16 protein-coding genes are annotated in these 13893 nt (G+C 60.8%); 4 read left to right on the top strand and 12 right to left on the bottom strand.

The window, feature by feature from the left end:
• Positions 1 to 75: 75 nt before the first annotated feature.
• The 4 genes from BW967_RS04120 to BW967_RS04105 are packed head-to-tail and all read left to right on the top strand — an operon-like array spanning position 76 to position 2773.
• A complete protein-coding gene (locus BW967_RS04120) occupies positions 76 to 441 on the top strand; it encodes a tautomerase family protein (RefSeq protein WP_076483786.1) in 366 nt (121 codons plus the stop codon).
• A 45-nt stretch (positions 442 to 486) separates the two neighbouring features.
• Positions 487 to 1650: an acyl-CoA dehydrogenase family protein gene (locus BW967_RS04115; RefSeq protein WP_245826430.1), complete on the top strand. Its 1164-nt coding sequence runs from the start codon at positions 487 to 489 to the stop codon at positions 1648 to 1650.
• Positions 1647 to 2087 (top strand): MaoC family dehydratase, encoded by a 441-nt coding sequence (locus BW967_RS04110; protein ID WP_076483784.1) that lies wholly within the window; start codon positions 1647 to 1649, stop codon positions 2085 to 2087. The genes BW967_RS04115 and BW967_RS04110 overlap by 4 nt, the downstream gene beginning before the upstream one ends.
• Positions 2088 to 2101: 14 nt before the next feature.
• Positions 2102 to 2773: a GntR family transcriptional regulator gene (locus BW967_RS04105; RefSeq protein ID WP_076483783.1), complete on the top strand. Its 672-nt coding sequence runs from the start codon at positions 2102 to 2104 to the stop codon at positions 2771 to 2773.
• Here BW967_RS04105 and hydA read toward each other — a convergent pair whose 3' ends face one another.
• The 12 genes from hydA to BW967_RS04045 form a co-directional block, all read right to left on the bottom strand.
• A complete protein-coding gene (hydA, locus tag BW967_RS04100) occupies positions 2774 to 4183 on the bottom strand; it encodes a dihydropyrimidinase (protein ID WP_076483782.1) in 1410 nt (469 codons plus the stop codon). It lies immediately after the preceding gene.
• 82 nt (positions 4184 to 4265) lie between these two features.
• Positions 4266 to 5237 (bottom strand): TRAP transporter substrate-binding protein, encoded by a 972-nt coding sequence (locus tag BW967_RS04095; RefSeq protein ID WP_076483781.1) that lies wholly within the window; start codon positions 5235 to 5237, stop codon positions 4266 to 4268.
• Between the two features lie 56 nt (positions 5238 to 5293).
• Entirely contained in the window at positions 5294 to 6571 is a 1278-nt protein-coding gene (locus BW967_RS04090) for a TRAP transporter large permease (protein ID WP_076483780.1), read from the bottom strand.
• Positions 6568 to 7146, bottom strand: a complete 579-nt coding sequence (locus tag BW967_RS04085) for a TRAP transporter small permease (RefSeq protein ID WP_083951923.1) — start codon at positions 7144 to 7146, stop codon at positions 6568 to 6570. Before BW967_RS04085 ends, BW967_RS04090 begins: the two co-directional genes overlap by 4 nt.
• A 356-nt stretch (positions 7147 to 7502) precedes the next feature.
• Complete coding sequence (locus BW967_RS04080; protein WP_245826428.1) at positions 7503 to 8432, bottom strand: LysR substrate-binding domain-containing protein; 930 nt, start codon at positions 8430 to 8432, stop codon at positions 7503 to 7505.
• A gap of 34 nt (positions 8433 to 8466) precedes the next feature.
• Entirely contained in the window at positions 8467 to 8748 is a 282-nt protein-coding gene (locus BW967_RS04075; RefSeq protein ID WP_076483778.1) for an EthD domain-containing protein, read from the bottom strand.
• The gene (locus tag BW967_RS04070; protein WP_076483777.1) at positions 8745 to 9668 is read right to left on the bottom strand and encodes a dihydrodipicolinate synthase family protein; all 924 of its coding nucleotides are present in this window, start codon (positions 9666 to 9668) and stop codon (positions 8745 to 8747) included. Before BW967_RS04070 ends, BW967_RS04075 begins: the two co-directional genes overlap by 4 nt.
• Positions 9668 to 10597 carry a dihydrodipicolinate synthase family protein gene (locus BW967_RS04065; protein WP_076483776.1) on the bottom strand — a complete coding sequence of 310 codons (930 nt, stop codon included), beginning with the start codon at positions 10595 to 10597 and terminating at the stop codon, positions 9668 to 9670. Before BW967_RS04065 ends, BW967_RS04070 begins: the two co-directional genes overlap by 1 nt.
• Positions 10594 to 11028, bottom strand: coding sequence for a MaoC family dehydratase (locus tag BW967_RS04060; protein WP_076483775.1), 435 nt, complete (start codon positions 11026 to 11028; stop codon positions 10594 to 10596). The genes BW967_RS04065 and BW967_RS04060 overlap by 4 nt, the downstream gene beginning before the upstream one ends.
• A complete protein-coding gene (locus tag BW967_RS04055; RefSeq protein ID WP_076483774.1) occupies positions 11021 to 11416 on the bottom strand; it encodes a hotdog domain-containing protein in 396 nt (131 codons plus the stop codon). Before BW967_RS04055 ends, BW967_RS04060 begins: the two co-directional genes overlap by 8 nt.
• A 14-nt stretch (positions 11417 to 11430) precedes the next feature.
• A complete protein-coding gene (locus BW967_RS04050) occupies positions 11431 to 12591 on the bottom strand; it encodes an acyl-CoA dehydrogenase family protein (RefSeq protein ID WP_076483773.1) in 1161 nt (386 codons plus the stop codon).
• 33 nt (positions 12592 to 12624) lie between these two features.
• Entirely contained in the window at positions 12625 to 13827 is a 1203-nt protein-coding gene (locus BW967_RS04045; RefSeq protein ID WP_076483772.1) for a CaiB/BaiF CoA transferase family protein, read from the bottom strand.
• Positions 13828 to 13893: the final 66 nt, after the last annotated feature.

The raw sequence follows: 13893 nt of genomic DNA, 5'->3' as shown, positions 1-13893 counted from the left end.
TTTGAGATCAGATTATGAGTCAACTCGAACGGCGCCAGCAGGCAAAGCCCTGCCCAAAGCGAAAGGACCCAGCATATGCCCTTCATCGAAGTCATCGACTGCGTATCAGACGAAGAAAAACGGGAGGTTGCGACCCGCAGCATGACCGAAGCGCTCTGCGGCGCTTACGAGATCAAGCCCGAAATCGTGACCTGCTATTATTTTTGCCTACCTGACTATTCCTATGGTCATGCTGGAAAACATGGCAAAAATGCTGAAAAATTCCGCGTATTCGTAAAAGTCCACGCCTTTCCACGACCGCAGGTATTGAAGCAAAAAGCTGCAACAGCCCTGACAGAGGCGCTTGTTGCGGCCTATGGGGCCGCCCCGAAGGACGTGATTGTCTACTTCATCGACCGCGACCCGTCCGACGCGTTCCACGGCGGGACTGCCTCGGCTTGACCCGTTTGCGAAGCCGTGTGTAGAAGTTGATCGGATAATACCAAAATGAGCCAAATGGAGATCACATTGGATCACTTCTTCACCGAGGAGCAGCGCATGGTGCGCGAAACCGCGCGGCGGCTCTCTGATGACGTGGTCGCCCCGGCGGCGGCGGCCATCGACCGAGACGACGTTTTTCCCCGCGCGATCTACGAAGCGCTTGCGGAACAGGGGCTTTTCGGGGTCGCGCTTGCGGAAGAAGCGGGCGGTGTGGGGCTTGATGCCGTCGCCGCCTGCATCGTCATGGAAGAGATTGCCCGGGGCTCCGGTTCGGTCGGCAATGCCTTCGCGATTCCGGTCGAGGCGGCGCTCTTTCTTCACCACCACGGCAGCGCGGTGCATCACGCGCTGATTCCCGGCATTTTGGATGGCAGCGTGATTCCCGCCACCGCCGTCACTGAACCCGATTACGGCTCGGATGTTGCGGCGATGAAAACCACCGCGCGCCGCGACGGCGACGACTATGTCATCAAAGGCACCAAGGCTTGGGTCACCTTTGGCCAAGTGGCCGATGTGATCTTGGTCTTTGCCAAGACCGATCCGGAGGCAGGCCATCGCGGGATTTCGTGCATCATGGTCGAAACCAACCGCCCCGGTGTGATCCGCGGGAAGTCCGAGGATTTGATGGGGATGCACGGCTTGGCCGAATGCATGGTCATCTTTGACGAGGTGCGCGTTCCGGTAACGAACCGCCTTGGGCCGGAACACGGGGCCTTCAAAATGGCGATGGAGAATTTCAACTTCTCGCGGCTGATGATGTCTTCAATGGCGCTCGGCATGGCGCAAGCCGCGATGGAAGATGCGCTTGCCTATGCGCAAGACCGCAAGCAGTTCGGCAAGGCGATCTTTGAGCATCAAGCGGTGCAATTCATGATCGCCGATATGTCGAAGGATATTGCCGCCGCCCGGCTGCTGATCCACCATGCGGCCAAGCTTTATGACATCGGCCAGCCGATCGCGATGGAGGCGGCGCATGCCAAGCTCTTCACCACCGATATGGCGCAGGTGCATATTTCCAATGCGCTGCAAATTCACGGCGGCAACGGCTACTCGCGCGAATATCGCCTAGAGCGGCTTTTCCGTGACGTGCGGCTGAGCCAGATCTATGAGGGCACCAACCAGATTCAGCGCATGATCATCGCGCGCCAAGTGCAAAAGGCCTACGGATGAACCTGTTTTTCGAAGATGTAGAGGTTGGTGCGCATTATGTGACGGATGCGCATGAGATCACCTCCGCCGATATTGCGGATTTCTGTCGGCTAACGCGCGACCACCACCCGCTGCACACCGATGAAGCCTATGCCAAAGCGGCGGGTTTCGGCGGTATCATCGCGCATGGGCTTTACGGTCTGTCGCTGATGGAAGGGTTGAAGACCGAGTTGAAGCTCTACGAGGAAACCTCGATCGCTTCGCTGGGGTGGAACAATGTGCGCTTTGTGAAGCCGATCTTGGCGGGCGATACCGTCCGTGTGGAAATGGAGTTTACCGCCAAACGCGCGAGCGCCTCGCGCCCGGCGGGGGTGATCACCGAGGCGGTGCGGCTGATGCGCGGCGATGAGGTGGTGATCGACGCCGAGCATATCTCCTTGATCCGGCAAAAGGGCTAAGGGAAGCGCCGCGCATGACAAATGATGACCTCTCTTTCGAGACCGCTCTCAATTCTACCGAACAGGCCACACGCCAAATTCGCGAAGATATCCTCTCCGGGCGGCTCGCGCCGGGGGAGCGTTTGAAAACGGCAGAACTGGCCAAACGGCTGGGGCTTTCAACCATGCCGCTGCGCGAGGCGCTTCGGAAGCTTGAGGGCGAAGGGTTGGTGGAGATCGAGCCGCATCGCGGCGCGACGGTCCGCCAACTCGACCGCGCCTATATCACGGACCTTTTCGATCTGAATACAGAATTACGCATCTTTGCGCTGCGCCGCTGCATAACCACAATGACGTTGGAGCGGCTGCGCGCTTTGGAGGCTTTGGCGACAGAATATGCCGAGAAGCTTGCTGCCGGGGAGGACCTTGCCGCCTTGGATGCGAACCGGCGTTTCAGTGCGCTGCTGGTTGAATATGGCGGCAACCGTGAGGCGCTCCGGGTCTTCCAGCGCGGCTGGGACACGATCTTCGCTTTTCGCCGCAGCTACGGTTACGGGCCGGGGCGCCGCAGCGTTATGGCCGAAGAGATGCAACTGCTGATCCAAGCTTTGTGGCGGCAGGATATGACTGCCGCCGAGGCGATCTTGCGGATGCAGAACGCGGCGATGATGGAAGACCTTGTCCAACGCATCGCGCCCGAGGGCTGATTAGCCCCCGAACGCTTGGCTGGTGCCACGCTCCAGATAGGCGCCAGTGCCGGGGGCACCAATGACGTCCCCTTCGCAAAAGATCGTCTGCCCGCGCAAGATCGTGCGCACGGGCCAGCCCGTCACCTCAAACCCTTCGTAGGGGGTGTAATCGCAATCGTGGTGCATCAGCGCTTGCGAGATCACAACCTCACGGCTCGGGTCCCAAAGCGTGATATCGGCATCCGCCCCGACCGCGATGGAACCTTTGCGCGGGTAAAGGCCGAACAGCTTGGCCGGGTTGGTCGCGGTCAATGCCACAAAGCGTTCCAGCGAAATCCGCCCTTTCGAAACCCCTTCCGAAAATAGGATCGGCAGCCGCGTTTCAATGCCGGGGATGCCATTTGGCACCCAGCGGAAGGAACTGCGCGCGCCCTGCACGTTCTTGCCCTTCGGATCGTCGAAGCGGAACGGGCAATGGTCCGAAGAGAAGATGTCAAAGGTGCCGTCGCGCAGCCCTTCCCAAATCGCCTTTTGACTATCGAGGTCGCGCGGCGGTGGGGAGCAGACATATTTCGCCCCCTCGAAATCCATATCGAGCCCTTTCAGGTCTTCGGCTGTCAGCGCGATATATTGCGGGCAGGTTTCGGCGAAGATGTTCAGGCCATGCTTCTTAGCCCATTGGATTTGCTCCATCGGCTCGCGGCCCGAGACATGGACGATGGTGATCGGCACATTGGTCAATTCGGCGTGGCTGATCGCGCGATGCGTCGCTTCACGCTCCACGCTCTGCGGGCGGCTTTCGGCATGGTAATAGGGCGCGGTCTTGCCTGCCTCTTCTAGACGGCGTGCCATGTAGCGGATCGCGTCATAGCCCTCGGCATGGACCATCACCATGGCTTTCTCGCGCCGCGCCAGATCGAAAACCTCGATCAATTGCGCGTCGTTCAGCACCATATCGTCATAGGTCATGAAGACCTTGAACGAGGTGTAACCCGCCTTGACCAAGGCCGGTAATTCTTGGCCGAGAACCTGCGGCGTCGGGTCGGTGATGATCAGGTGAAAAGAGGTGTCGACGTAGCATTTGCCTTTGGCGGCAGCATGATAGGCTTCCACGGCTTCGCGCAAAGACTGGCCGCGCTGTTGCAGCGCAAAGGGCAAAACGGTCGTATTGCCCCCCGCCGCAGCCGAGCGCGTTCCGCTTTCAAAGCCATCGGCCATGACCACGCCGCCACCTTGCGGCTGCTCAAGATGGACATGGGCGTCAATCCCCCCCGGAAGCGCCAAAAGACCCGTGGCGTCGATTTCTTCGCGGGCAGGGCCGATATCCTCGGCAATGGCTATGATGCGCCCATCCTTGATGCCGATCTCGGCCTTTGTCCGGTCGGCGGCGGTGACGATGGTGGCATTGCGAATGGCGGTATCAAGCATGACCGACGGGTCTCCGAGAGGGGGAAGATGGCCCGCGCCACCAAATGGGCGCCGCGGGCCTGCGGGTATAACCGTGAGTGGGTTATTTCGCGGTCAGCGCGTCAAAGAGCGCCTTTTGACCATCGGTGGTCAGTTGGCTTTCATAGAGCGGCTGCGAGGCTTCGATGAAGGGCGCGGTGTCGGGCGTGGTGATCGTCACCCCATGCGCCGCAAAGCTGTCGAGAAGCGGCTGCTCCATATCGACAACATATTGGCGCTGCCAGGTGGCGGCTTCGGCACCGGCTTCCATCAGCGCGGTCTGGATCTCTGCGGGCAGGGCGTCGAACGTGTCTTTTTTCATCGTGATCGGCGCGGTCATGTTGAGCCAGCCAACCAGCGCGAAATCGGGGGCGACTTCGTAGAATTTCATCCCGTCATAGCCGGTCGAGGCACCCTCGGCCCCGTCGACCACGCCCGCTTGCAGCGCGCCGTAAAGCTCCGAATAGGACATCGGGGTCGGGTTGGCGCCATAGGCGCGGAAGGCCTCAACATGGATCGGGTTTTGCATGGTGCGGATCTTCATGCCCGCCAGATCTTCCATGCCGTTGATCGGTTTCGAGGTCATCAGGTGGCGGATGCCCGAGGAAAAGATGCCGATCAGTTGGAAGCCAGACTTGTTGGCAGAGGCTTCCATCATGTCCCAATTGGCATCGACTTTCTCGCCAAGGGCCGGGATCGACGGGAAGAGAAACGGCAGATCGAAGACTTTGTAATCTTCGACATAGTTCGACAGCATCGCGTTCGAGGTCATGCCCATGTCGAGCGAGCCGAGCATCACGCCTTCCACCGTTTGCTGTTCGTCCCCGAGTTGGCCGCCGGCATAGATTTCAAGCGTGGCCGCGCCATCGGTCTTGGCTTCGAGCAACTCCTTCATCTTCTGCAGGCCCATGTCCTGAACCTCGTTTGCCGCATTGGTATGGGCAACTTTGAAGGTGTAGTCGGCGGCGAGTGCCGGGCCGGTGGCGGTGGCAAAAGCTGCGAGGGTCGCAAGGGTGGTAAGAAGTCTGTTGGACACGTGAGTTTCTCTTTCTTGTGGTTGAGGGAGGGGAGAAAGGGGGAGGGTGCGGCTCTTTAGAGAAGCACCGAAGGAAGCCAGAGCGAAATCGCCGGTACGAAGGTGACAAGCATCAGCACCACCAACATGCACAGCAGGGGCAGCCATACCCGGCGCGAGACCTGCTCGATCCGCCGCCCGGCCACCGTGGCAGAGACGTAGAGGCAGATCCCGTAGGGCGGCGTCACGAGGCCGATGGACAGGTTGAGCGCGGTGATAATGCCGAACTGGACCGGGTTGATCCCGTAGCTTTGCGCGATGGGCAGCAGGATCGGCAGCAAGATCAGCACCGCCGAGATGCTTTCCATGAACATGCCGACGACCAGCAGCAAAACGTTCACCAAAAGCAGAAAGACGACCGCGCTGTCTGTGACGCCGGTGAGCCAGTCACGCAGCATCGCCGGGAAGCCTTGGGTGGCGATGATCCATGTAAAGACCGAGGCGGTCGAGACGATGATCAGCACCGTCGCCGAAAGCGAGATGGCGCGCAGGAAAATACGCGGAAGGTCATTTAGGCGGAGTTCTTTATAAACGAAGATGGTGATGACCAGCGTCGTGAAAAGCGCCACGCAAGCGGCCTCGGTTGCCGTGAAGATACCGCCGACGATACCGCCAACGATGACAACGGGAACAAGAAGGCCCGGCGCAGCATCGACAAAGCTGACCCAGAGGCGGCGCAGGGTGAAGGCTTCATGCTCGCGGTAAGCGTCGCCGCCACGCCGCGCAAAGAGCCAGCAACCGAGCATCAGGCCCACCATGACCAAGAGGCCCGGCCCGATCCCACCGAGGAACATGGCTCCGATCGACTGGTTTGCGGTGATCGCGATGATGATCATGATGATCGACGGCGGGATGATTGCGGCGAGCGCGCCAGAAGCGGCAATGACAGAGGCGGCAAGGTCAATGTCATAGCGGCGTTTGCGCATCTCGGGTGTCATCACCGCGCTAATGGCGGCCGTATCGGCAGATCCAGAGCCCGAAATCGCCGCCAGCCCGGTGCCCGTCACAATAGAGACGAGATAGAGGCTCCCGGTGATCCAGCCGACCAGCGCAGAGGCAAGGTTGACGAAGCGCCGCGCAATGCCTCCCGCTTCCATCAAGAGGCCCGCGGCCACGAAGAAGGGGATCGCCATCAGGGTGAAGGAACTGATCCCGCCATAGATACGCTGTGCCACGATAGAGATCGGGGCATTCGTGGTGAGTTCAATCGCCAAGAGGGCCGCGATGCCAAGGGCCAGAACGATCGGCGTGCCAGAGACAAGAAGAATGAGAAATCCGCCAGCCGCCCAGATCATGCTTCGGCCTCCGCGATCTCTGCGCGTACTCGGGCGGGGTGCACTACGCGGGGCAGGGTCGCCACGGCGAATTCCAGAAGGAAGTAGCTAAAGCCCACCGGCAAGGCCATGTAAGGCACCGCCATCGGGATTTGCAGCGCCGGGGATTTGACGATGAAGCCGATGGCGAGCAGCGACAGCGAGCCCGTCACCACGACGCCGAGGAACCAGATCCCGAGCAGGAAGCCCGCGCCATTGCAAAGCCGTTGGATCGGGCGAGATGCCCGGAGGAGCAAAAAATCGACCGCGACATGCTGGTTGAAACGCATGGCGATGCCCGCGCCAAGGAGCGTGAGCCAGACCTGTGCGAAGGTCGCCGTTTCCTCGCTCCAAGCGATGGAATAGTTGAAGAAGTACCGCCCGATGATCTGCGCAAGGATCGCACAGGCCATATAGGCGATGAGCAGAAGCGCGATGACATCGACCACCCGGCGCAATACGACCAGAGCGATTTTCAAAAAGGCCGCCGGGGCAATCAGCCAACGAGGCATGCCAGAGCCCTTCGCTCCGGTTTCATCGGTGGTCTGCCTACTCATCGCGGTCTCTCCATTCTTCCTTTTTCGTGCGATCTGCCTGAGCGGCGCCCGCAACGGTGCTTTTGGGAAAGGTTATCGGCAAAGGCGCGTGTAGGAAGGCGAGGAGCTATAAATTTCTTTATAGGAAGTATTCGATGCGCCGTTTTCGCGAATATTCCCAGAGTGTCCGCTTGCCTTTGAGGGGGCACCGTTCGCATGGCGAACAAGAAGCAGGCATATTTTGGATCAGCGACCAAAATCAGGTCAGAATGTTAACGCCCACATTTGGGAAAATCGACCCCAAACCCGCCTTTCGACGGTGTGTTGGTAAGAATCGCTTCGGGGAATTTTAGGAAAGGCGCCGCTTTACGCGCTGCTCAGACGGTGCCAGAGCGTTGGCTGGCCAGCCTGACTTCGGCAATGCGCTCCACCACGCGCTTGCCAAAAGCATTGATGAAGCGCTGGGTCTGGCGCGACGGGGGGCGCGACTTCGGCGTCGCGGCCAGCAGGTCAAAGCGCAACTCTGGTGCATAGGGGCGCACGACGAGGCCGGGGCGCATCGCCGTGAAAGCCGATAGCTCATCGACCAGCGCGACCCCCCATCCCTCGCTTGCGATCCGCGCGGCGGTGTTCATGAAACGGGTTTCGATGTTGGGGCGGTAGTCGTAACCGGCGGCTTGAAAACTGTCAGCCAGTGTCAGCCCGACCCGGTTGGCAACCTGCGGCCCAACCAAGGGGCGATCAACAAGGTCACGCGGCGTGACCACGTCCAGCTTCGCCAGCGGGTCTTGGGCATCGCAAAGACAGACGGTGCGCAATTCATCGACGGTTTCGAATTGCAATCCTTGCCGTTCATAGGCGGAGATCATGAAGGCAACGTCGGCGACGCCGTTTTCAACCACCTGAAGCACACTGTCGAGCGGGCGGGTCTCGACCGAAATTTGCACGCGCGGAAATTCGCGCCCGTAATCGGCAATCAGGCTTGGCAGCACCGCTTCGCTGAGTTCTGCGGTTGTGGCCACGCGCAAACGGCCGATTTTGCCCATCCGCAGGTCTGCCGCGCGCTGGTTCACCGCGTCGCGGAGCAAGAAAAGCGGCTCGGATTCCTCAAGCAGGATAAGCGCCTCTTCGGTCGGGGTGAGCCGATTGCTCACCCGTTCAAAAAGCGCGAAGCCAAGAAGGGTCTCGACATGACGGATGGTGTTGGAAATCGTCGGTTGCGACATGCCCAGCGTTTCCGCTGCCCCCACGGTGGTCCGATATTGCACCACGGCTCGAAGGATTTCGAGCTGCCTGAGATTCAGCATGTCGCCTTTGTCGTCCCCATTTGCACCGACCGTATCAGCTGCGTGTCAGACGAATTCGCCGGAAATTACGCACCTTTTCAGTGAACGGCCCAAAGCCTTTGATAGCATTGAATTCGGGCGTTTCATAGGCCTCTGGACCGGTGATCGTGTAGATCGCGACATGGCGCGGACCACCTTCAAGGCATTTCTCGCGCCGCGCATCCAGCCAGCCCGGGCAGGCAAGGATATCGGGCAGATGTTGGTCTTCGTACCATGCGTCGAAGGCGGCCTCGTGTTCGGGGTCGATGTCGACGAAGACGATATGTGTCTGGCTCATTCTGGGGCCTCCAAGCAGGGGCGCAACGCGGCCATCAGGGCGTCGAGTTCTGCGGGCAAAATACGCGGTGTGGGCGCGCGACAGGCTGGGGACTCAATGCGGCCAAGTTCCGCAAGGCAGGCCTTAAGACGCGCGGCGGCAAGGTGCCCCGGCGCCGCGTAAACCAAACGCGCGAGGCCAAAGAGGGTTTCGTGAATGGCACGGGCCGCGTCGATCCGCCCGGCGCGGACATGGGCATTCAGCGCGGTAATCTGTTTGGGCACAAGCGCCGAGAGGCTTACCGCCGAGCCATCGCTGCCGATCATGAAACAGGGGAAAAGATGCTCGTCGCCCGAGGCCATCACCGCCACATCGGGGCGCATTTCGCGCGCGATGCGCCGGGTCACCTCGTAGGATTTGGTTTCCCAGCTGCCCTCTTTGATGCCAACAACCGCTTCGATTTCAAGCAATTGGCGCAAAACATCGGGCGTATAGGCAAGCTTGCCGGAGCCAACCGAGCCTTGGAAAAGATAAATCTCCGCCCCGGTGGCTTCGGCGATCCCGGCATGATGGGCCACAATCGCGCGCGGATCGGCGCCAAGCGCCCAAGAAAAGGGCGCAAAGACCATGATCGCATCCGCCCCCGCCCTCAGCGCGGCTTGCGCATCGGCGGCGGCCGTGGCGGTGGTTTCGGAACTGACGGCGGCCAGAATACGGCGAGAGCCAGCCACAGTGCGGGCGATGCGGACCACCTCGGCCTGCTCGTCGCGCGTCATATGGATGCCTTCGCCCGCATGGCCGTTGAGCAAGAGCCCCGCTTGACCGGGGTCGGCCAAAACGGTCTCAAAGTGCCGCTCAAGGCTGGCGCGATCAAGCGCGCCAGTCTCGATCATTGGGCAGATAGTCGCCGCGTAAAGCCCACCGCGCGCAGCAAGGGGCATCAGAGAACCTCCGCCGCGATCAGCGCTTTGCGGACGCCTTCGCGGACCGCTTCGGATTGCGGCAGAAGCGGAAGGCGCGGCGTGGCATTTTTGATCACGCCCATCATCTGCAGCCCGTCTTTCATCCGGGTGTGCATGTCGACCACTGGCGCGGGGCCATAGATCGCCCGGACCACCGGGTAGAGCCGGTCATTTGCGGCGCGCATCTTGGCAAGGTCCATCTCTTCCGAGGCTTGCCAAAGATCGGCCAAAAGCCCGGGCACAAGGCTTGCCAGCCCCGACAGGATGCCGTCGCCGCCAAGCGCCACTTGCGAAAAGAACCAATGAAAGTTCGAGGGCAGGATCGCGGTCTCGGGAGAGGCGGCTTTCACCGCGCGGCGGTTTTCATCATAGGCGAGCAGCGTTGCCGAGCCTTCCTTGATCGCGACAACCTCGGGGATTTTCGCGATTTCGGCCAAGACGTCGGTCGAAAGGCCGAAGCCAGACGCGATCGGGAATTGGAAATGCGACAGCGGCATTTGCAATTCGCGGGCGAGCTTTTCAAAGAGCTTCACCGCCGCAGCCGTATTGGCATTGCCGCCGCCAAGCGCCTCGACCGGGAAGATCACCGCCACATCGGCGCCCGCTTCGCGCACCATCTCGGCTTGGCGCAGCGCATCGGGAATACCCGTGGCAACGACACCAGACAAAAGCGGCTGGCTCGGCGCGATTTGCGCACGGGTGCGTTTGATCACCTCGATCTTTTCATCGTCGGTGAGCGCGGTGGCTTCGCCCGCATGGCCATTGACGAAGACGCAATCGGTGGTTTCGGGCTTGGCGCAATGGTCGAGCACGGCGGCATAGCCGTCCCAGTCAATCGCGCCCGCCTCATCAAAGGGAAGCACAGTGGCAACGGTAATGCCGCGCAGGTCTTTGCCGGTCAGGGTCATGATGTCACTTTCTTTCGCGGGAATTTCAGCGTCGCATCGGCTTTGAGCACTTCAACGCCGTCTTCGTTTTTTGCCGAGGCCTGCCAGTCCACGGTGCGGTTTTCTTCGTCCTTGGCGGAGATCCAAATTTCGAAGGTGATCGTGTCGCCGTAGCGCACCGCCCCGGTGAACCAAAAACTGTCACGGATCGAGACACCAAGCGTGCCAACCAGTTCGGCGGTCAGCACCGAGGTGCAGATGCCCGCGACCAAAATTCCGGGCGCGAGCCGCTCGCCAAAGCGGGTGTCGGCGGCATATTCCTCGTCTACATGCACCGGGCCAAAATCGCCCGTTGCGGCGATATACATGCCGCCATCAACCTCGGTCACCGTTTTGGAGACAGTGACCCGGTCGCCAACATTCAGCGCATCGATGGGGCGAATATCATACATCGGCACAAACGCGCGCCATGCGCGCCGCGCCCTCGATCACGGTTTCATCGCCAGCCGTCCCGGTGAGGGTGAAGGCGAGGCTCTCACCGACCTCGGTGACGGTTGCGGTCGCGGCCAGCGTTTCTGCCAGAACCATCGGCCGCAAGAAGCGGAAGGAAATTTCGGAGATCCGCCATTCCGGCCCCGCTAGCCGCGCGAGCGCGGTGGTGAAAAGCGCACCTGCGGCGAGTTCAAACACCGCCATATCGGCCAGACCTTGAGCCTTGGCCTTGGTCCTATCGACATAAAGACCGCCAAGATTGCCAGAGATTCCGGTGAAGAAGCCTTGTTCGGCAACGCTGAGCGTTTTGCGGAAGGTGATGGATTGGCCTTGTGTGGGAAAGGTCATGATCTTCGCTCCGCTCACAGGGTCAGGCCGTGCTTGATCACCGAACGGGCGATCAGCATGCGGTGAATCTCAGAGGTGCCGTCGTAAATCCGGGTCACGCGGGCGTCGCGGTAGATCCGCTCCAGCGGCAGTTCTTTGGTGAAGCCATAGCCGCCAAAGACCTGAATGCCGCGATCCGCCACCCGGCCCAACATCTCCGAGGCCTGCACCTTGACCATCGAGACCTTGTCGCGCGGGTCCATTCCTTGATCGACTTCCCAAGCGGTGTTGAGCACCATCATCCGCGTGGCAAAGATTTCCATCGCGCTGTCAGCGATCATCTGCTGCACCATCTGAAAATCGCCAATCGGTTGGCCGAATTGCTTGCGCGTGGCGGCGTGCTCGCGCATCAATTCCAACACGCGGCTCGCCATGCCCACGGCGCGCGCACCGATATGGCCAAGCCGGATGCCGCTCACATTGCCCATCATCACCCGGAAGCCATCGCCGACCGTGCCAAGCACATTGCCCTTGGGCACGCGCACATCGTCGAAGACCATCTCCGCATGCCCGTAACCGCGATGCCCCATCATCGGCTGGCTGCGCAGGACCTTGAAGCCCGGCATATCTTTATCGACGATCAAGAGAGAGATACCGCCGCGCGCGCCTTTCTCGGGGTCGGTCAGCGCCATGACGATGACGTAATCGGCAATATCGCCATCCGAAATGAAGTGTTTGGTGCCATTGAGCACCCATGCGTCGCCATCCAGCCGCGCATTGGTTTTGATCGCCGCCGCATCCGATCCGGCCCCCGGCTCGGTGATCGCCATCGCGCAGATTTTCTCCCCCCGCACGGTCGGGAAGAGGTATTTCTCGCGCAGCTCGCCCTCGAACAACTCTAGCATTGGGTAGACTTGGCCAAAGATGCGCCGGATCAGCGCGTCCGACGTTTGGCCGAGTTGCTCTTCGACCAAGCACATATCCAGCACGCCCAGCCCGCCGCCGCCGACCTCTTCGGACATGTTGAGCGCATAGAAGCCAAGCGCCTGCGCTTCGGCCTTTACAGCGGCGAGCTTTTCTGGCGGGATCTTTGCCGCCTCTTCGGTCGCCTGCTCAAGCGGTTGGACCTTTTCGCGCACGAAGCGTCCGACCGCTTCGGTGACCATTCTCATTTCGTCTGAAACGGTGAAATCCATTGGGGTTCGGCTCCTGTTGTCTCGGGGATGCGCTCAGTTGCGCATCTTGTCGGTTTGGGCGACCACGCCTTCGGCGATCAGCCGCGCGATCTCCTCCTCCCCGAGGCCCGCATCTGCCAAAATTTCCCGGCTTTGCGCGCCAAGAGCGGGCGGCGTCAGCCGCACCGGTAGCGTTTCCCCGTCGTAGCGCACGGGGCTTGCCAGCATCGTCATCTTCGTCCCGCTGGGCGAGGTGACATCCAGGAAGGCGCCCAGATGCTTGACCTGCGGGTTTTCGCGCAGCGCATCGTAATCTTGCACAACCTCATGCCAGACCCCGGCGGCGGTCAGCTTTTCTACGGCTTCGGCCGTGCTGAGGGCCGCCATGCCGGCGCGCACCCCAGAGGAAATCTCGCCACGCCTGTCGAACCCGTCTTTGGCGGTGAAGTCGAGGAATTCGGGCAGATCAAGCGCACGCGCCAGATCGGCGGGCGTCGACATGGAAATCATCACATGGCCATCGGTGGTCGCGTAGACGCCATAGGGGGCCGGGCTGAACCAGTTGGCCATGCCATTCGCGCCGCGCGGACCCGCATGATCGGCCCCGTTCATCCAAGCGGTGATCGACTCGCCTTGCATATCCATCGCCGCTTGCAACATGTTCACGTCAACGCGGCGGCCTTTCCCGGTGCGGGTCCGTTCAAACAGTGCCGAAACAATGCCAAAAGCGGTTAGCGCGGCGGCGTGGTGATCAATCGGCACCGAGCCGATGGCGACCGGGCCGCTTTCCATGCTGCCAGTGTGGGCGGCAAGGCCGGACATCGCCTGCAGCAAGATGTCTTGCCCGGGGCGTTTCATATAGGGGCCATCGACGCCGTATCCGGTGGTCGTGGCATAAATGATCGTCGGGTTGACCGCGCGCATCTCGGCTTCCGAAAGGCCAAGCTTATCAAGCGTGCCGGGACGGAAATTTTCCATCACCACATCCGAAACCGCGATCAGCTTCTTCACCGTGGCGATCCCTTCGGGCGATTTCAGGTCAATCGCGATCGAGCGTTTGTTGCGCCCTGTGGTGATGTGATTGACCGAGGTGTCATCGACGAAATGGTTCGCCACGGCCCAATTGCGCTGGAACGCGCCGGTCAGCGGCTCCACCGAAATCACATCGGCGCCAAGGTCGCCCAGATGCTGGGCGGCCGCAGGGCCCGAAAGGAAGTGGTTGAGGCTCAGTACCCGAATTCCGTCAAGCGCGCCCATGTGCCGTCCCGTCTTTGTCAATGAGAAGGTGAGCCTAGGTCAGAGCAGGATTCTTTGGAATATAGC

It is taken from the genome of Rhodobacter aestuarii (genome assembly GCF_900156655.1).
GTDB lineage: Bacteria > Pseudomonadota > Alphaproteobacteria > Rhodobacterales > Rhodobacteraceae > Rhodobacter > Rhodobacter aestuarii.
This window is presented reverse-complemented; position numbering and strand designations above follow the sequence as displayed.